15 protein-coding genes are annotated in these 18,334 nt (G+C 62.9%); 8 read left to right on the forward strand and 7 right to left on the reverse strand.

Annotated features, from left to right (window positions below; translation table 11 throughout):
- Positions 1-152: 152 nt before the first annotated feature.
- The 3 genes from zipA to ABE456_RS19285 form a co-directional block, all read right to left on the reverse strand.
- Positions 153-1,043 (reverse strand): cell division protein ZipA, encoded by an 891-nt coding sequence (gene zipA, locus ABE456_RS19275; RefSeq protein WP_346645340.1) that lies wholly within the window; start codon positions 1,041-1,043, stop codon positions 153-155.
- Positions 1,044-1,248: 205 nt separating this feature from the next.
- Positions 1,249-4,737 carry a chromosome segregation protein SMC gene (gene smc / locus ABE456_RS19280; protein ID WP_346645341.1) on the reverse strand — a complete coding sequence of 1,163 codons (3,489 nt, stop codon included), beginning with the start codon at positions 4,735-4,737 and terminating at the stop codon, positions 1,249-1,251.
- Positions 4,738-4,740: 3 nt separating this feature from the next.
- Positions 4,741-5,400: a GntR family transcriptional regulator gene (locus ABE456_RS19285; RefSeq protein ID WP_346645342.1), complete on the reverse strand. Its 660-nt coding sequence runs from the start codon at positions 5,398-5,400 to the stop codon at positions 4,741-4,743.
- A 268-nt stretch (positions 5,401-5,668) separates the two neighbouring features.
- On the opposite strand from ABE456_RS19285, the gene xdhA reads away from it, so the two are divergent.
- The 4 genes from xdhA to guaD all read left to right on the forward strand — a co-directional run bounded on the left by xdhA (position 5,669) and on the right by guaD (position 11,848).
- Positions 5,669-7,123, forward strand: coding sequence for a xanthine dehydrogenase small subunit (gene xdhA, locus ABE456_RS19290; RefSeq protein ID WP_346645343.1), 1,455 nt, complete (start codon positions 5,669-5,671; stop codon positions 7,121-7,123).
- Positions 7,116-9,515: a xanthine dehydrogenase molybdopterin binding subunit gene (gene xdhB, locus ABE456_RS19295; RefSeq protein WP_346645344.1), complete on the forward strand. Its 2,400-nt coding sequence runs from the start codon at positions 7,116-7,118 to the stop codon at positions 9,513-9,515. The genes xdhA and xdhB overlap by 8 nt, the downstream gene beginning before the upstream one ends.
- A gap of 172 nt (positions 9,516-9,687) precedes the next feature.
- Positions 9,688-10,533, forward strand: coding sequence for a xanthine dehydrogenase accessory protein XdhC (gene xdhC / locus ABE456_RS19300; protein ID WP_346645345.1), 846 nt, complete (start codon positions 9,688-9,690; stop codon positions 10,531-10,533).
- 10 nt (positions 10,534-10,543) lie between these two features.
- A complete protein-coding gene (gene guaD, locus ABE456_RS19305; RefSeq protein WP_346645346.1) occupies positions 10,544-11,848 on the forward strand; it encodes a guanine deaminase in 1,305 nt (434 codons plus the stop codon).
- Here the strand turns inward: guaD and aqpZ are convergent.
- Both aqpZ and ABE456_RS19315 read right to left on the reverse strand, forming a co-directional pair.
- Complete coding sequence (aqpZ, locus tag ABE456_RS19310) at positions 11,845-12,543, reverse strand: aquaporin Z (protein ID WP_346645347.1); 699 nt, start codon at positions 12,541-12,543, stop codon at positions 11,845-11,847. The two genes, guaD and aqpZ, sit on opposite strands and share 4 nt — an antisense overlap.
- Positions 12,544-12,775: 232 nt before the next feature.
- The gene (locus tag ABE456_RS19315; RefSeq protein ID WP_110746434.1) at positions 12,776-13,531 is read right to left on the reverse strand and encodes a GntR family transcriptional regulator; all 756 of its coding nucleotides are present in this window, start codon (positions 13,529-13,531) and stop codon (positions 12,776-12,778) included.
- 314 nt (positions 13,532-13,845) lie between these two features.
- On the opposite strand from ABE456_RS19315, the gene ABE456_RS19320 reads away from it, so the two are divergent.
- Both ABE456_RS19320 and ABE456_RS19325 read left to right on the forward strand, forming a co-directional pair.
- Positions 13,846-15,165 (forward strand): NCS2 family permease, encoded by a 1,320-nt coding sequence (locus tag ABE456_RS19320; protein ID WP_220460588.1) that lies wholly within the window; start codon positions 13,846-13,848, stop codon positions 15,163-15,165.
- A 152-nt stretch (positions 15,166-15,317) separates the two neighbouring features.
- The gene (locus tag ABE456_RS19325) at positions 15,318-16,079 is read left to right on the forward strand and encodes an RHS repeat-associated core domain-containing protein (RefSeq protein WP_346645348.1); all 762 of its coding nucleotides are present in this window, start codon (positions 15,318-15,320) and stop codon (positions 16,077-16,079) included.
- Positions 16,080-16,139: 60 nt separating this feature from the next.
- Here the strand turns inward: ABE456_RS19325 and uraH are convergent, their stop codons facing one another.
- Complete coding sequence (gene uraH, locus ABE456_RS19330) at positions 16,140-16,493, reverse strand: hydroxyisourate hydrolase (protein ID WP_016393758.1); 354 nt, start codon at positions 16,491-16,493, stop codon at positions 16,140-16,142.
- Between the two features lie 17 nt (positions 16,494-16,510).
- Positions 16,511-16,816, reverse strand: a complete 306-nt coding sequence (locus ABE456_RS19335; protein WP_346645349.1) for a hypothetical protein — start codon at positions 16,814-16,816, stop codon at positions 16,511-16,513.
- A gap of 76 nt (positions 16,817-16,892) precedes the next feature.
- On the opposite strand from ABE456_RS19335, the gene puuE reads away from it, so the two are divergent.
- Positions 16,893-17,819 carry an allantoinase PuuE gene (gene puuE, locus ABE456_RS19340; protein WP_105946145.1) on the forward strand — a complete coding sequence of 309 codons (927 nt, stop codon included), beginning with the start codon at positions 16,893-16,895 and terminating at the stop codon, positions 17,817-17,819.
- Complete coding sequence (gene uraD, locus ABE456_RS19345) at positions 17,819-18,334, forward strand: 2-oxo-4-hydroxy-4-carboxy-5-ureidoimidazoline decarboxylase (protein WP_056801460.1); 516 nt, start codon at positions 17,819-17,821, stop codon at positions 18,332-18,334. Before puuE ends, uraD begins: the two co-directional genes overlap by 1 nt.

Consider the following 18,334-nt stretch of genomic DNA (forward strand, 5'->3'; position numbering starts at 1 on the left):
CGCCGGCAAGCCAGCTCCCACAGGTACACCACAGGCCCGGAGGACAATGGTATGTCTGTGGGAGCTGGCTTGCCGGCGATAGGGCCGGAACAGGTAACAACAACACCCGAACCGACCAGCACGCCCTCAGGCTGCTCTTTCGTCTGGATCTGTCAGCGCTTCTGGGTCAGCGCACGGCGCTCGAACTCGACGATGCGCTGGCGGTAGTGCTCGATGGTCTGGGCGGTCAGCACGCTGCGCTGGTCGTCCTTGAGCTCACCGTTCAGTTCGTGGGCCAGCTTGCGCGCCGCAGCCACCATCACGTCGAAGGCCTGCTTCGGATGACGCGGGCCCGGCAGGCCGAGGAAGAAGCTCACCGCACGGGTGCTGAAGTGGTCGATATCATCCAGGTCGAACACGCCAGGCTTGACTGCGTTGGCCATGGAGAACAGCACTTCGCCGTGGCCGGCCATGCTCTCGTGGCGGTGGAAGATATCCATTTCGCCAAAGCGCAGGCCGCTTTCCAGAATGTTCTGCAGCAACGCCGGGCCCTTGAAGCCGCCCTCGTCGCGGGAGATCACGCTGATCACCAGCACTTCTTCGGCCGGTGGCAGCTCCTTGACGCTGCTGCTGGCAGCCGGCGCAGCATTGCTGCGGGTGTTGTCGGCGGCAAAGTCGTCGTCGCTGTCGGCAAACAGGTCGGGCTCACGCGGCTCGGCGCTCAGGTTCAGGTCGCCCTGCTGCGCTTGCGCAGCAGCGGTGCGCTTGCCGCGCTTGCTGGCCTTGGCCGGCTTGGGCTCACGCTCGCGATCACGCGCAGACGCGCTCAGCGACGGCAGGTCGCTTTCGTCCAGCTCGGGCTCTTTGTGGGCATCCAGCACCCGTGACGGGCCGAGCACTTCGGCACTGCCGCCCTCTTCGTCCGGCAGGTTGGAATAACTGCGATCCAGACGGAATTTCAACTTGCCTTTCCCGCCGCGCATGCGGCGCCAGCCGTCGAAAAGAATCCCGGCAATGACAATGATGCCGATGACGATCAGCCACTCGCGCAGACCGATTTCCATGTAATCCCGTGCCTCTATAAAAATATGCTTGAAAACAAAGGGTTCAAAGCCCTTTAACACGTGGCGCCAACTCTATGTTCTGACAGGCGTTTTACCCACGCAAAAAACGAGTGACATTAAGCTAGCACGACCAAAGACAACTTTACACCGTCTGTCGCACATGGCGGGGGCATTTCGCTACAGAATGTGCCCCTATCGTCGCGCATCAAGCGTCGACCATGGCCATGGCCGCCTCCACATCAACTGCAACAAGACGTGAACAACCTGGTTCATGCATGGTCACCCCCATCAATTGATCCGCCATCTCCATGGCAATCTTGTTATGGGTGATGTAAATGAACTGCACGCTTTCACTCATTTCCTTGACCAGACGGGCGTAACGCCCGACGTTGGCATCGTCCAGCGGCGCGTCGACTTCGTCGAGCATGCAGAACGGTGCGGGGTTCAACTTGAAGATGGCAAACACCAGCGCCAAAGCGGTCAGTGCCTTCTCGCCGCCGGACAGCAAATGGATGGTGCTGTTCTTCTTGCCCGGTGGTCGCGCCATGATCGTCACCCCTGTATCGAGTAGATCTTCGCCCGTCAGTTCCAGATAAGCGCTGCCGCCACCGAAAACTTTTGGGAAAAGTGCCTGTAATCCGGCATTTATCTGATCAAAGGTATCCTTGAAGCGGTTACGGGTTTCCTTGTCGATCTTGCGGATGACGTTTTCCAGAGTCTCCAATGCTTCGACCAGGTCGGCGTCCTGCGCGTCCAGGTAGCGCTTGCGCTCGGACTGCTGCTCGTACTCTTCGATGGCCGCCAGGTTGATCGCCCCCAGGCGCTGGATACGCGCCTCAAGCTGCTCCAGTTCCTGTTCGGTACCCTGCTCGCTAGCCTCGGTCTCCAGGGTGGCAAGCACGCCTTGCAGGTCGTAGCCATCGGCCAGCAACTGCTCCTGCAGGGTCTTGCGCCGCACATCCAGGCCCTGGCACTCCAAGCGCAGCTGCTCCAGCTGGCCGCGTAGCAGCAGGGCTTGCTGCTCGGCCTGGGTACGGCGCTTTTCGGCGTCGCGCAGTTCGCGGTCGGCTTCGTCCATGTGCAGGCGGGCCTTGCGCATTTCCTCATCAACGCTCATGCGCCGCTCCAACAGCTCTTCAAGCTTCAGGCGCAGCTCTTCCTGCGGGGCTTCACCCTCCTCCAGGTTCAGGCTCAGCTGCTCCTGGCGCTCGGTCAGGCGCGCGGCCTGCTGCTCCAGGCGCTCCAGGGCCTGGCGGGTGGAGTCGTGCTGGGCACGCAGCGAGCCAAGGCGCACGGCCAGCTGGTGGGCGTGATCCTTGTGCTGGCGGGCCTCCTGGCGCACCCGGTCGAGGCTTTCGCGCAGGTTGTCACGGCGGGCCATCAGCTGCTCGCGCTGCTCGGTGTCCTGGGCCATCAGCTCCAGGGCTTCTTGCAGCAGCAGGCGTGCTTCGCCCAGTTGCTCGTGCTCCAGGGCGCGCTGTTCTTCCAGCTCGGTCAGTTCCTCCTGCAGGCGCCGGCGCCGCAGTTCGACCTGCTCGGCCCGGGCGCGGCTGGCTGACAGGCTGGCCTTCAGCTCGCCGTGCAGGCGGTTTTCTTCCTGGGTACGGCGGCGCAGCTGTTCGCGCTGCTCTTCCAGGCCCAGTTGCTGCTCACGCAGGGCCTGCAGTTGCTGCTCCAGCTGCTCCAGCGCCGCTTCCTGCTCCAGTTGTTCCTGGCCCAGGCGGTCGATTTCCTGGCCGCGCGCCAGCACGCCGCCCTCGGCCTCGCCGCCACGGCGCACGCGCAGGAAGTGCCGGCCAACCCAGTAGCCATCGCGGCTGACCAGGCTCTGGCCTTCGCCGAGCGCGGCGCGCTGTTGCAGCGCCTGAGCCAGGTCTTGCACGGGTTTGACCTGGCCTAGCCAGGGCGCCAGGTCGATACGCCCTTCAACCTTCTCCAGCAGGCTGCCGGGTAAAGAAGCGCCGGCGCCGCTGGCCAGCAGCAGGCGCAGCTCGCCCTGTTCCAGGCCGGCAAAATCGAGGCGGCTGAAATCGTCCACCAGCACGGCCTGCAGGTCGGCGCCAAGCACCGTTTCCACGGCCAGCTCCCAACCCGGCTCCACCCGCAACCCTTCAGCCAGGCGCGGCTGTTGCTCCAGGCCTTGGCATTGCAGCCAGTGCGCAGCACCTGCGCCCGGCTCCAGGGCGGCCTGCTGCAAGGCTTCAAGCGATGCCAGGCGACCGCCCAGGCGCTGCAAGTCACCCTGCGCCTGCTGCTGGGCCTGGGTGGCCTGTTGCAACTGCTCGCGCGCGCCCTCAAGGCGCTCAACCACCTGCTCCTCGGATAGCTGCAATTCCTCCAGCAGCATTTCGCTGCTGGCCAGTTGCTCGGCCAGTTCGAGCATGGCGGCATCCTGCGGATCGCTGCCCAGTTGCTCGCGCTCCTCGCCAAGCTTGCGTTGGCGCTCGGCCTGGCGCTCCAGGCTGGCTTCCAGCTGCTGCAGGCGCGCCTGCTGCACTTCGGCCTGGCGCCGCGGCTCGGCGGAACGGCTGTTGAAGCTGTCCCACTGCTCCTGCCAGCCGTGCATGCCCAGCTCGGCCTCTTCCAGGGCGGCAGCCGCTTCTTCGGCGGCTGCCAAGGTCATTTCCTGCTCGGGCTCGAGCATGGCCAGCTCTTCGCCCAGGGTGGCCAGCAAGGTGCGGTCATGGCCCAGGTGCGATTCGGTTTCCAGGCGCGTGCGCTCGGCTTCCTTGAAGTCGTCCTGCAACTGGCGCAGGCGCTGCTGGCCGTGCTGGATACTCTGCTCGACCCGGGCGATGTCACCGGCTACCGAGTAAAAGCGGCCCTGCACCTGGTTGAAGCGCTCGGACAATTCATGATGGCCGTCGCGCAGGCGTTCGATGCTGGCATCGGCATTGCGCTGTTCGGCCACCAGCGCTTCATGGGACACGTCCTGGTCACCGATCACCGATTCGCGCTGGCGTACCCGCTCGTCGAGGTCGCGCCAGCGCAAGGCCGACAGGCGCGCTTTCATCTGGCGTTCCTGGGCCTTGTACTCACGGTACTTCTCGGCCGCCTGGGCCTGGCGATGCAGGCGCTCCAGCTGGCGCTCCAGCTCTTCGCGCAGGTCGGTCAGGCGTGCCAGGTTTTCCTGGGTGCGGCGGATGCGGTTCTCGGTTTCGCGGCGGCGCTCCTTGTACTTGGAGATACCGGCAGCTTCCTCGATGAAGTTGCGCAGCTCTTCGGGCTTGGCTTCGATCAGCTTGGAGATCATGCCCTGCTCGATGATCGAGTAGCTGCGTGGCCCCAGGCCAGTACCGAGGAAGATGTCGGTAATGTCGCGCCGGCGGCACTTGGTGCCGTTGAGGTAATAGCTGTTCTGCCCGTCGCGGGTGACCTTGCGGCGGATCGAAATTTCGGCGTACGCGGCGTATTCGCCAACCAGGGTGGTTTCGCTGTTGTCGAACACCAGCTCGATGCTGGCCTGGCTGACCGGCTTGCGGCCACTGGAGCCGTTGAAGATGACGTCGGTCATCGACTCGCCGCGCAGGTTCTTCGCCGAACTCTCGCCCATCACCCAGCGCACGGCGTCGATGATATTGGACTTGCCGCAGCCGTTAGGGCCGACCACCGCTGCCATGTTGCTGGGGAAGTTGACCGTGGTCGGGTCGACGAACGACTTGAACCCGGCCAGGCGAATGCACTTCAGGCGCATCGGTCAGCCTCGGGCCAGCGCCGCCAGCACCAGTTCACAGCTGCGCTGGCCGTAGGCAGTAAGCACCTCGCGAATGCGCGGCAGGTCGCGGGCGACCACGGCTTCGAGCAAGCGGGCGAACAGGTCGAGGTAGTCGATCATGTTGGCCTGGCGCTGGTCCAGCGACAGGTAGTAGGCTCGGCTCATGGCCGGTTGCAGGTTATCCACGGTTTCCTGCAGGAACGGGTTGTCGGCGAATGGATAGGCCGCCCGCATGACCGCGAAGCTGTCAGCGACGAAGGCCTTGATATCCATCTGGTCGTGAGCCCGCTGCAAGCGCTGCTGGATCTCCAGGAACGGGCGCAGGTCGGCTTCGGTGCGCCATTTTTGCGCAACCGCGTTGCCCAGCAGGATGTAGAACTCACCCATCAGCGCGCACAGGCTGCGCACGCTGCGCTCGTCCAGTTCGGTTACGTGGGCACCCCGGCGCGGCAAGATCGCCACCAGGTGGCGGCGTTCGAGAATCAGCAGCGCTTCGCGCACTGAGCCGCGGCTGACGTTGAGTGCCTGGGTGACCTTCTGCTCCTGGATACGCTCGCCTGGCGCCAGCTCGCCGCGGATGATGCGTTCGGCCAGGTAATCGGCAATCTGCTCGGAGAGGCTGTCCGGGGCCTTGAACGTCATGGTTTTCCTTCAAAATCATTGAACTGGGCACAGGGGGCGGATTGTAGCGTACTTGGCCGGTAATCGCGCAGAGGGGCCAGGCGGTTTATTTGGTCGGCCGGGCAGCCTCGCGCCCGGCGCGATCTATGCTTGAGATATGGGCAGTTTGTTCCGCCGGGTATGGATATGAGCAATTTCCTGACCTTTGAGTCAGAAAAATATTGACCAGCTGGACAGCTCTTGCTTAGAGTCCGCCCAACAACAATAAAACCATTGCGAGGCCATCCCCGTGATCCAGTTTCTCGTCAATCAGGAGCTGCATAGTGAGCATGCCCTGGACCCAAACATGACGGTGCTGCAATACCTGCGCGAGCACCTGGGCAAACCCGGCACCAAAGAGGGCTGCGCCAGCGGTGACTGCGGCGCCTGCACCGTGGTGGTCGGCGAGCTGACCCAGGACGACCAGGGCAACGACAGCCTGCGTTACCGCAGCCTGAACTCGTGCCTGACGTTCGTTTCGTCGCTGCACGGCAAGCAACTGATCAGTGTCGAGGGCCTGAAGCACCAGGGCCAATTGCACAGCGTGCAACAGGCCATGGCCGATTGCCATGGTTCGCAATGCGGCTTCTGCACCCCCGGCTTCGTCATGTCGCTGTTTGCCCTGCAAAAAAACAGCAGCGGCCCCGACCTGCACCAGGCTCAGGAAGCCCTGGCTGGCAACCTGTGCCGCTGCACCGGGTACCGGCCGATCCTCGACGCCGCCGAGCAGAGCTGCCGCCAGCCCTGCCGTGACCAGTTCGACGCCCAGCAGGCGCAAACCATCAGCCGCCTCAAGGCCATTGCGCCAACCCAGACCGGCGAGCTGAACAGCGGCGACAAGCGCTGCCTGGTGCCGCTGACCGTGGCCGACCTTGCCGACCTGTACAGCTCGCACCCCGAAGCGCGGCTGCTGGCCGGCGGTACCGACCTGGCGCTGGAAGTCACCCAGTTCCACAAGACCTTGCCGGTGATGATCTACGTCGGCCACGTAGCCGAACTCAAGCGCATCGAAAAAACCGCCAGCCACCTGGAAATCGGCGCCGCCACCCCACTCACCGATTGCTACGGTGCGCTCAACGAGGAATACCCCGACTTCGGCGCCCTGCTGCACCGCTTCGCCTCGCTGCAAATCCGCAACCAGGGCACCTTGGGCGGCAACATCGGCAACGCTTCGCCGATCGGCGACTCGCCACCCTTGCTGATTGCCCTGGATGCACAGGTCGTGCTGCGCCAAGGCGAGCGCCAGCGCGTGATGCCACTGGAAGACTACTTCATCGACTACCGCATCACTGCCCGCCAGGACAGCGAATTCATCGAGAAGATCATTGTGCCGCGCGCCACCCACGACTGGGCGTTCCGCGCCTACAAAGTGTCCAAGCGCCTGGACGATGACATCTCCGCCGTTTGCGGCGCCTTCAACCTGAGCATCGAAGACGGCGTGGTCAGCGGTGTGCGCATCGCCTTTGGCGGCATGGCAGCGATCCCCAAACGCGCCCGTGCCTGCGAAGCGGCGCTGCGCGGCAAGCCGTGGAACCAGGCTGCCATCGAACGCGCCTGCCAGGCCTTGGCCGAGGACTTCACCCCGCTCAGCGACTTCCGCGCCAGCAAGGAATACCGCCTGCTGACCGCGCAAAACCTGCTGCGCAAGTACTTCATCGAACAGCAAACGCCGTACATCGAAACCCGGGTGACCGCTTATGTCTAACCATCACGTAGCCAAGAGCCAGGCCGAGATGGCCGAACTGTTCAGCCAGGACCTGACCACCGGGGTCGGCCGCAGCGTCAAGCATGACAGCGCCGACAAGCATGTGTCCGGTGAGGCGCTGTACATCGACGACCGCCTGGAGTTCCCCAACCAGCTGCACGTCTATGCGCGCACCGCCGACCGTGCCCATGCGCGCATCCTGCGCATCGACACCACGCCGTGCTATGCCTTCGAGGGGGTGCGCATCGCCATCACCCACGAAGACATCCCCGGCCTGAAAGACATCGGCCCGGTGGTGGCCGGCGACCCGCTGCTGGCCATCGACAAGGTCGAGTTCTTCGGCCAGCCGGTGCTCGCCGTGGCCGCCCGCGACCTTGAAACCGCACGCCGCGCAGCCATGGCCGCCATCGTCGAATACGAAGACCTAGAGCCGGTACTGGACGTGGTCGAGGCGCTGCGCAAGAAGCACTTCGTGCTCGACAGCCATACCCACCAGCGCGGCGACTCCGCTGCCGCCCTGGCCAGTGCCCCGCACCGCATCCAGGGCACCCTGCACATCGGCGGCCAGGAGCACTTCTACCTGGAAACGCAGATTTCTTCGGTGATGCCTACCGAAGACGGCGGCATGATCGTCTACTGCTCCACGCAGAACCCCACCGAGGTGCAGAAGCTGGTCGCCGAAGTGCTCGACGTGCCGATGAACAAGGTGGTGCTGGACATGCGCCGCATGGGTGGCGGTTTTGGCGGCAAGGAAACCCAGGCCGCCAGCCCGGCCTGCCTGTGCGCCGTGGTTGCACGCCTGACCGGCCAGCCAACCAAGATGCGCCTGCCACGGGTCGAAGACATGACCATGACCGGCAAGCGCCACCCGTTCTACGTCGAGTACGACGTGGGCTTCGACGACAACGGCCGCCTGCACGGCATCAACTTCGACCTGGCCGGCAACTGCGGCTACTCGCCCGACCTGTCCGGCTCGATCGTCGACCGCGCCATGTTCCACTCCGACAACGCCTACTACCTGGGCGACGCCACCGTGCACGGCCACCGCTGCAAGACCAACACTGCCTCCAACACTGCCTACCGCGGCTTTGGCGGCCCGCAGGGCATGGTTGCCATCGAGCAGGTGATGGACCATATCGCCCGCCACCTGGGCCGTGACCCACTGGCGGTGCGCAAGGCCAACTACTACGGCAAGACCGAACGTAACGTCACCCACTACTACCAGACCGTCGAGCACAACATGCTCGAAGAAATGACCGCCGAACTGGAAGCCAGCAGCGACTATGCCGAGCGCCGCGAGTCGATCCGCCGCTTCAATGCCAACAGCCCGGTGCTGAAGAAGGGCCTGGCGCTGACCCCGGTCAAGTTCGGCATCTCGTTCACCGCTACCTTCCTCAACCAGGCCGGTGCGCTGATCCACATCTACACCGACGGCAGCATCCACCTGAACCACGGCGGCACCGAGATGGGCCAGGGCCTGAACACCAAAGTGGCACAGGTGGTGGCGCAGATCTTCCAGGTTGACTTCAGCCGCATCCAGATTACCGCCACCAACACCGACAAGGTGCCCAACACCTCGCCTACTGCTGCCTCCAGCGGTGCCGACCTGAACGGCAAGGCGGCGCAGAACGCCGCCGAAATCCTCAAGAAGCGCCTGACCGAGTTCGCCGCTCGGCATTACCAGGTAACCGAGGAAGACGTCGAATTCCGCAACGGCCATGTGCGCGTGCGCGACCAGATCGTCAGCTTCGAGCAACTGGTGCAGCAGGCCTACTTCGCCCAGGTGTCGTTGTCCAGCACCGGTTTCTACCGCACACCGAAGATCTTCTACGACCGCAGCCAGGCGCGCGGCCGGCCGTTCTACTACTTCGCCTTTGGCGCCGCCTGCGTGGAAGTGGTCGTCGACACCCTGACCGGCGAGTACAAGATGCTGCGCGCCGACATCCTGCACGACGTGGGCGATTCGCTTAACCCGGCCATCGACATCGGCCAGGTGGAAGGTGGCTTCATCCAGGGCATGGGTTGGCTGACCACCGAAGAGCTGGTGTGGAATGCCAAGGGCAAGCTGATGACCAACGGCCCGGCCAGCTACAAGATCCCGGCGGTGGCCGACATGCCGCTGGATTTGCGCGTAAAACTGGTGGAAAACCGCAAGAACCCGGAGGACACCGTGTTCCACTCCAAGGCAGTGGGCGAGCCGCCATTCATGCTCGGTATTGCTGCCTGGTGCGCGATCAAGGACGCCGTGGCCAGCCTAGCCGACTACCGCGTGCAACCGCAGGTGGACGCGCCGGCAACGCCGGAGCGGGTGTTGTGGGGGTGTGAGCAGATGCGCAAGGCGGTGGCGGCCGCGCAGCCTGCCGAGCCTGAACTGGAAACCGTCACCCAGTAACACCGCCGAACCGCTTTTTCTGTGGGAGCGGCCTTGTGTCGCGAAAGGGTCGCGCAGCGGCCCCAGGTTCTGTGCCGCAATAAAGATTTTTGGGTCTGCTGCGCAGCCCTTTCGCGACACAAGGCCGCTCCCACAAAAAGCGGATCGCGTTGCTCTGAAGAGGAACTGCATCATGCACCAATGGATCAACGCCCTCGCCGACCACCAGTCCCGTGGCGAAGCCTGCGTACTGGTGACCATCATCGAGGAGCGCGGCTCGACCCCGCGCAATGCCGGCTCGAAGATGGTGGTCAGCGCCAGCGGCCTGTTCGACACCATCGGCGGCGGCCACTTGGAATACAAGGCCCTGCACATCGCCCGGCAAATGCTCGAAGAGCAGCGCACCACCCCGCACCTGGAGCGCTTCAGCCTGGGTGCCAGCCTGGGCCAGTGCTGTGGCGGCGTGACCGTGCTGCTGTTCGAACCCATGGCCGCCGTGCAGGCCCAGATCGCCGTGTTCGGCGCGGGCCATGTCGGCCGGGCTCTGGTACCCTTGCTCGCCGCGCTGCCCTGCCGGGTGCGCTGGATCGACTCGCGTGAACAGGAATTCCCCGAACTCATCCCCAACGGGGTGACCAAGGTCGTCAGTGAGGAACCGGTCGACGAAGTCGCAGACCTGCCGCCAGGCTGCTACTGCATCGTCATGACCCACAACCACCAGCTCGACCTGGAACTGACCGCCGCCATTCTCAAGCGCAATGATTTCACCTGGTTCGGCCTGATCGGCTCGAAGACCAAACGGGTCAAGTTCGAGCACCGCCTGCGCGAGCGCGGCTACGACGAAGCCGTGATGGCGCGCATGCGCTGCCCGATGGGCCTGGCCGAGGTCAAGGGCAAGCTGCCCATCGAGATCGCCGTGTCCATCGCCGCCGAAATCATCGCCACCTACAACGCCTGCTTCGGCCAGCACGACGCTGCCGCCAATGCCGGCCCCATTGCCCAGTTGCTGCCGCCTTCCCGGCGCAGCCAAGCCATTTGACGAGTGTGTTATGACCGTTACCCGCAAAGCCTACCGTGCCGCCATCCTGCACAGCATCGCCGACCCGGCCGAGGTTGGCCTGGAGGCTTCCCATGAGTACTTCGAGGACGGCCTGCTGGTGGTCGACGATGGCCGCATCAGCGCCATTGGCCACGCCAGCGAACTGCTGCCGACGCTGAATGCCGGCATCCCGGTCGAGCATTACCAGGACGCGCTGATTACCCCAGGCTTCATCGACACCCACATCCACTTCCCGCAAACCGGCATGATCGGTTCCTACGGCGAGCAACTGCTGGACTGGCTGAATACCTACACCTTCCCTTGCGAAAAACAGTTCGCCGATAAAGACCACGCCGACCAGGTGGCGAAGATCTTCCTCAAGGAACTGTTGCGCAACGGCACCACCACTGCGCTGGTGTTCGGCAGCGTGCACCCCGAGTCGGTCAATGCCCTGTTCGAAGAAGCCGAGCGCCTGGACCTGCGCCTGATCGCCGGCAAGGTGATGATGGACCGCAACGCCCCGGACTACCTGACCGACACCGCCGAGTCCGGCTATGCCGAAAGCAAGGCGCTGATCGAGCGCTGGCACGGCAAGGGCCGCCTGCACTATGCCGTCACCCCGCGCTTTGCCCCGACCAGTACCCCTGAACAGCTGACCCTGGCCGGCCAGTTGCTCAAGGAACACCCCGGCGTGTACATGCACACGCACCTCTCGGAGAACCTCAAGGAAATCGACTGGGTCAAGTCACTGTTCCCCGAGCAGAAGGGTTACCTGGACGTCTACGACCACTTCGAGCTGCTGGGCGAACGCTCGGTATTCGCCCACGGCGTACACCTGTGCGACGACGAGTGCCAGCGCCTGGCCGAAACCGGTTCGGCCGTAGCGTTCTGCCCCACCTCCAACCTGTTCCTTGGCAGCGGCCTGTTCAACCTGCCGCAGGCCGAGCGCTTCAAGGTCAATGTGGGCTTGGGCACCGACGTCGGCGCCGGCACCAGCTTCTCGCTGCTCAACACCCTGAACGAAGCGTACAAGGTGATGCAGCTGCAAGGCGCGCGCCTGCACCCGTACAAGTCACTGTACCTGGCCACCCTTGGCGGCGCCCGCGCGCTGCGCCTGGATGACCGCATCGGCAGCCTGCGCCCGGGCAACGATGCCGACTTCGTGGTGCTGGACTACAAGGCCACGCCGCTGCTGGACTACCGCATTCAGCAATCCAACAGCATCGAAGAAACCCTGTTCGTGCTCACCACCCTGGGCGACGACCGCACTGTGCGCGAAACCTACGCGGCTGGGCGCTGCGTGCACCAGCGCTAGGGCTCTTTCGCCAGGCCGCGGTACAGCGCGCCGCCGATTGCAGCGCCGATCAGCGGCGCCACCCAGAACAGCCACAGCTGTTGCAGGGCCCAGCCGCCAACGAACAAGGCCGGCCCCGTGCTACGCGCGGGGTTGACCGAGGTATTGGTGATCGGGATCGAGATCAGGTGGATCAGGGTCAGCGCCAGGCCGATGGCGATCGGCGCGAAACCTGCCGGCGCGCGGGAATCGGTCGCACCCATGATCACCACCAGGAACATGGCGGTCATCACCACTTCACTGATGAAGCCGGCACCCAGTGTGTAACCGCCGGGCGAGTGGTCGGCGTAGCCGTTGGATGCCAACCCCGAGGACAGCTCGAAACCGGCCTTGCCGCTGGCGATGAGGTAGATCACCCCGGCAGCCAGAATGGCACCGATCACCTGGGAGATCACATAAGGCAGCAGCTCTTTGGCCGGGAAACGCCCGCCCACCACCAGCCCGAACGACACGGCGGGGTTGAGGTGGCAGCCGGAGATGTGGCCGATGGCGAAGGCCATGGTCAGCACGGTGAGGCCGAAGGCGAAGGCGACACCGAGTACACCGATGCCAGTAGGGGAGCTGGCTGCGAGCACTGCACTGCCACAGCCGCCAAGCACTAACCAGAAGGTGCCGATCAGCTCGGCCCCCATTCGTTTACCCAGTGACATAGTCATGGATCCTTCCTCAAGTCGTTGAACGCAATGGATGCGCAAGCCCAACTGCTTGATGAAGGTTTGCCCACAAGAATTTAGCAGACGTTTGGTTAATGGCCAGAAATGGCCGGGGCCGCTTCGCGCCCCTTTCGCGACACAAGGCCGCTCCTACAGGGTTATGCGGTTTCCTGTGGGAGCGGCCTTGTGGCGCGAAAGGGGCGCGAAGCGGCCCTAGAGTCAGATTGGCAAACGATCAACCCTTGGCCGAAACCTTGGGCTTTTTCAGCAGATGCGAGAACACCGCATGCAGGTCGTCCGAGGCGCTTTCCTCGTCCAGGTTCAACTTGCTGTCGATGTGGTCCATGTGGTGCATCATCAGGCTCACGGCCTGTTCAGCATCGCGTGCCTCGATGGCATCGATCAGTTGCATGTGCTCGTCATACGAGCAGTGCGAGCGGGTGCCGCTTTCGTACTGGGCAATGATCAGCGAGGTCTGCGACACCAGGCTGCGCTGGAAGCTTACCAGCGGTGCATTGCCCGCCGCTTCGGCCAGCTTGAGGTGGAACTCGCCGGACAGGCGAATGCCGGCACCACGATCACCACGGGAGAAGCTGTCGCGCTCTTCACGCACCATCTGCCGCAGCTCGTTGAGCTGGTCCAGCGTGGCGTGCTGCACGGCCAGTTCGGTAATGGCACGCTCGACCATGCGCCGCGAGAAGAACACCTGGCGCGCCTCTTCCACCGTTGGGCTAGCCACCACCGCACCGCGGTTCGGCCGCAGCAGCACCACGCTTTCATGGGCCAGGCGCGACAAGGCGCGACGGATGATGGTGCGGCTGACGCCGAAGATTTCGCCCAGCGCTTCCTCGCTCAACTTGGTGCCCGGGGCCAGACGCTGCTCGAGGATCGCCTCGAAAATGTGCGCGTAGACGATATCGTCCTGGGTACCGCTGCGGCCGGCCTTGCCGACACGTGCAGGTTTCTTCAGAGGTTGCAGCTGTTCGTTCATGGGCTCTCGAGGCACGAAGAGAAAGTATGGCGCCATTGTACACAGGCTGAGGCGATTCCGCAGGGGGCGTTTTACCTATATAGCCGTTGTACGACACATTGCGCACACAAAACATAAAACATTATTTGCATTCTTTGTACACAAAAGCATAATCCACCGAGCAACTTCTTGACCCTTGAGTCAACAAAACGGTCAGACGTCTGCCTTCCCTCACGGAGCCGCCAAGTGCATCGCTCAGGAAAATGGCTCCAACAACAACAAGAAAGACTTGAGGAGTACTTGCTGTGGAAAGCCGCAAATCCGAAGCCCCTACGCTGGATCTCGCCCCACCGCTCGAAACGAGTTGGCTGGAGCGGATTTTCAAACTCAAGCAACACGGCAGCACCGTCAAGACCGAGCTGATTGCCGGGGTGACCACCTTCATCACCATGGCCTACATCATCTTCGTCAACCCCAACATCATGGCCGATGCCGGCATCGACCATGGTGCCGCCTTCGTCGCCACCTGCATCGCCGCCGCGCTGGGCTGCCTGCTGATGGGCCTGTACGCCAACTGGCCGGTGGGCCTGGCACCGGGCATGGGGCTGAACGCCTTCTTCACCTACACCGTGGTCGGCACCATGGGCTACAACTGGGAAACGGCGCTGGGGGCAGTATTCGTCTCGGGCGTGCTGTTCATGTTCCTGACCTTGTCGAAAGTGCGCGAATGGTTGCTCAACAGCATCCCGGTCAGCCTGCGCCATGCCATGGGGGCTGGCGTCGGATTGTTTCTCGGGCTGATCGGCCTGAAGACGGCTGGCATCATCGTCGACAGCCCGGCCACCCTGATCAAGCTGGGCTCGCTGCATGAGCCTGGGCCGCTGCTGGCGGCGGTGTGCTTCCTGCTGATTGCCATCCTCAGCTACAAGCGGGTGTTTGGCGCCATCCTGATCAGCATCATCGGCGTCACCCTGGCCGGCTGGGGCCTGGGGCTGGTCAAGTTTGGCGGGGTGATGTCGATGCCGCCGAGCCTGGCACCGACCTGGATGGCCATGGACGTGGCCGGCGTGTTCAACGTCAGCATGATCAGCGTGGTGCTGGCGTTCCTGTTCGTGCACATGTTCGACACTGCCGGCACGCTGATGGGCGTGGCCCAGCGGGCCAACCTGGTGGCGCCGGACGGGCGAATCGAGAACCTGTCGCGGGCGTTGAAGGCTGATAGTGCTTCGAGCGTGTTTGGTGCGGTGGTGGGTGTACCGCCGGTAACCAGCTATGTAGAAAGTGCTGCCGGTGTTGCGGCCGGCGGCCGTACCGGCCTGACTGCCGTTGTGGTCGGCCTGCTGTTCGTCGCAGCGATGTTCTTCGCCCCGCTGGCCGGGATGATTCCGGCCTATGCGACTGCCGGTGCGCTGATCTATGTGGCGATGCTGATGATGGGCAGCATGGCGCACATCCATTGGGACGAAGCCACCGACAGCATTCCGGCGATCGTCACGGTGATCATGATGCCGCTGACCTTCTCGGTTGCCGATGGTATTGCCCTGGGCTTTATCAGTTATGTAGCGCTGAAGGCGGGTACCGGCAAGTACAAGGAAATTTCGGCCAGCCTGTGGGTGCTGTGCGCGATCTTCATTGCCAAGTTCGTGTTCCTCTGACCTCAACCGCACCAACAAAGGGCGCCTCGGCGCCCTTTTGTCTTTCCCGGCACGCTCTCCCTGAGGGAGCGGCAGACTGATATTTCTGTCAGGTGAAAGGTGCTTTAGGGGCTTGATATAAATGCTACCAGATACTGATTGAGGCTGCCCCAATGCGAGTTTCGACAAAATCCGCCCGCGCCTATACACCTTTTGGTCACAGTACGCCCGCCAAAAACTTGCTGGGTTTCAATGGCGAATATCAACAAGTCTTCACCGGTACCGGTCTCTATTCGCTGGGTAACGGCCATCGCATGTACAGCCCGGTGCTGATGAGGTTCTGTAGCTCAGACAAGCTGAGCCCTTTCGACCGAGGTGGCTTGAACAGCTATGCCTACTGCGAAGCAGACCCGGTCAATCGAATAGACCCGAGCGGCAGAAGTCATCTGCTGTTCAGGCGCGGTTCCAAGCTGCTGGCAGGAGCAGGGATTGCGTGGGGGGCGGTGCAAGGCCGTGATTTCATCGGTGAAGTTTTCACTACCAGCAAGCGAGCACTCACTCGCGGACCGATACCGCCTGAGGGATTCCCCGAGCACCGACACTACCTCTGGAAAAAGGCAAACAAGGCTGACAAACCTTTCAACAACGCGGTGAACCGGGTTAACGAGAATCTGGGATCCCACGGTGATGGCGCGCTTTCAGCAAAACAAGCCGATTACTACACAAAAGGAACCTGGTCAGACGACAGCAACACCACCCTGCATCTGCACAGCACCGCCGGCTGGGCGCTGCAACTGGCGCAGACCGGAGATCCGGCCGCTGCGACTGGGGCCTTGTTCAATGGTTCCGCCACATTCATTTCAGGAGTGCTGGACCACAAGCCCTACAAAACGGGAGCGATCTTCCAGTTGTCAGTCAACGACGTCCGACAATAAAAAAAGCCCGCCAGTGTGAGAGCGGGCCAAAGGACCTACGAAGATTCTTCTAGCGACCAACTAGCTTCCGCGATAGGTCGAATAGCTGTACGGCGAGATCAGCAGCGGCACGTGGTAGTGCTCCTGCTTTTCATCAATGCCGAAACGCAGCACGACAACATCCAAAAAGGCCGTTTCCGGCAGCTGCACGCCGCGGGCACGGTAGTAGGCGCCAGCGCTGAACTGCAACTGGTAGACGCCAGTGCGGTAGTCGTCACCCTGCAGCAGCGGCGCGTCGACGCGGCCATCACTGTTGGTCAGGGCGGTGTTCACCAGCTCCAGCTGCTGGCCTTCGACACGGTACAGCTCGACCTTGATCGAGCTGCCCGGGCAGCCATGCGCGGCATCCAGTACGTGTGTGGTCAAACGTCCCATTGCTTGTCGCCTCTTGTTCAATCTGTGGGCAAAAAATACACGGCCATCACCACCCCATAGGGTCTGCGATGTGCGGGAATGACGCCATTAAGACATTCCATCGCAAAATTGTACACAATTTTTTGATCCCTTCTGTCGCGCCTCGCGATTCTTGCCCAGAAACGACCCATCGGTCGCAAATACAGGGCCAGCGCAGACCCCAATGTCATAAGCTGACCAATCAGGCAGGTTTCTTGCACTGTTTTTCCAGGGCGCTGCGAGGCGACAAAAGGGAAGAAATGCGGAAAAACAGGCTTACAAAAGATTTCAGAAGTTGTATACAATCAGCCCATCCGGTGGTGCGACATACCGACGCGGCCCGCCCACCCCCCGCACTAACGCACAAGAAGGAAGACTGCAGTGAGCGCTGACTACCCTCGCGACCTGATCGGTTACGGCAACAACCCTCCTCACCCGCAATGGCCGGGCAACGCTCGCATCGCGCTGTCTTTCGTCCTCAACTACGAGGAAGGTGGCGAACGCAACATCCTGCACGGTGACAAGGAGTCCGAAGCCTTCCTGTCCGAGATGGTCGCTGCCCAGCCGCTGCAGGGCGCACGCAACATGAGCATGGAGTCGCTGTACGAGTACGGCAGCCGTGCCGGCGTGTGGCGCCTGCTGAAGTTGTTCAAGGACAGCGGCGTACCGCTGACCATCTTCGCCGTGGCCATGGCTGCCCAGCGCCACCCCGACGTGATCCGCGCCATGGCCGAAGCCGGCCACGAAATCTGCAGCCACGGCTACCGCTGGATCGACTACCAGAACATGGACGAGGCCCAGGAGCGCGAGCACATGCTCGAAGCCATCCGCATCCTCACCGAACTCACCGGCGAACGCCCGCTGGGCTGGTACACCGGCCGCACCGGCCCGAACACCCGCCGCCTGGTGATGGAAGAAGGTGGTTTTCTGTATGACAGCGACACCTACGACGACGACCTGCCCTACTGGGAGCCGAACAACCCTACCGGCAAGCCGCACCTGGTGATCCCGTACACCCTCGACACCAACGACATGCGCTTCACCCAGGTACAAGGCTTCAACTGCGGCGAGCAGTTCTTCCAGTACCTGAAAGACGCCTTCGATGTGCTGTACGCAGAAGGTGCCGAAGCACCGAAAATGCTCTCCATCGGCCTGCACTGCCGCCTGGTCGGCCGCCCGGCGCGCCTGGCCGCGCTGAAGCGCTTCGTCGATTACGCAAAAAGCCATGACCAGGTCTGGTTCGCCCGTCGCGTGGACATCGCCCGCCACTGGCACACCACCCACCCGTACAAGAAAGAGAACGCCTGATGACCGCCTTCAACACCCTCAAGCCATCCGCCCTGGGCCGTGACGCCTTCGTCAAGGCCTTCGCCGACATCTACGAGCACTCGCCGTGGGTTGCCGAAAAAGCCTATGACCTGGGCCAACTGGGCGAACTGGACGAGATCGAGGCGCTGCACCAGCGCATGAGCGACATCCTGCTCAGCGCCAACCACGCCGACCAGCTGGCGCTGATCAACGCTCACCCGGACCTGGCAGGCAAGGCCGCCGTCCAGGGCGAGCTGACCGAATCGAGCACCAACGAACAGGCCGGCGCCGGCATTCACCAGTGCACCGCCGAAGAGTTCGCCCGTTTCACCGAACTGAACGACGCCTACAAGGCCAAGTTCAAGTTCCCGTTCATCATGGCGGTTAAAGGCAGCAACCGGCACCAGATCCTCGCCTCCTTCGAAAAACGCATCCACAACGACACCGATGCCGAATTCAAGGAAGCCCTGGCGCAGATCAACCTGATCGCCCTGTTCCGCCTGCTGCAGCTGTAA

This window comes from Pseudomonas sp. TWI929, assembly GCF_039673335.1.
Classification (GTDB): domain Bacteria; phylum Pseudomonadota; class Gammaproteobacteria; order Pseudomonadales; family Pseudomonadaceae; genus Aquipseudomonas.

Bases quoted from the DNA above. Each gene is read 5' to 3' on its own strand.
- ABE456_RS19315 (WP_110746434.1), bottom strand. From the start codon at position 13,531: ATGAACGAACAGCTGCAACCTCTGAAGAAACCTGCACGTGTCGGCAAG.
- xdhB (WP_346645344.1), top strand. From the start codon at position 7,116: ATGTCTAACCATCACGTAGCCAAGAGCCAGGCCGAGATGGCCGAACTG.
- xdhC (WP_346645345.1), top strand. From the start codon at position 9,688: ATGCACCAATGGATCAACGCCCTCGCCGACCACCAGTCCCGTGGCGAA.
- ABE456_RS19285 (WP_346645342.1), bottom strand. From the start codon at position 5,400: ATGACGTTCAAGGCCCCGGACAGCCTCTCCGAGCAGATTGCCGATTAC.
- guaD (WP_346645346.1), top strand. From the start codon at position 10,544: ATGACCGTTACCCGCAAAGCCTACCGTGCCGCCATCCTGCACAGCATC.
- aqpZ (WP_346645347.1), bottom strand. From the start codon at position 12,543: ATGACTATGTCACTGGGTAAACGAATGGGGGCCGAGCTGATCGGCACC.
- ABE456_RS19325 (WP_346645348.1), top strand. From the start codon at position 15,318: ATGCGAGTTTCGACAAAATCCGCCCGCGCCTATACACCTTTTGGTCAC.
- uraH (WP_016393758.1), bottom strand. From the start codon at position 16,493: ATGGGACGTTTGACCACACACGTACTGGATGCCGCGCATGGCTGCCCG.
- smc (WP_346645341.1), bottom strand. From the start codon at position 4,737: ATGCGCCTGAAGTGCATTCGCCTGGCCGGGTTCAAGTCGTTCGTCGAC.
- zipA (WP_346645340.1), bottom strand. From the start codon at position 1,043: ATGGAAATCGGTCTGCGCGAGTGGCTGATCGTCATCGGCATCATTGTC.
- uraD (WP_056801460.1), top strand. From the start codon at position 17,819: ATGACCGCCTTCAACACCCTCAAGCCATCCGCCCTGGGCCGTGACGCC.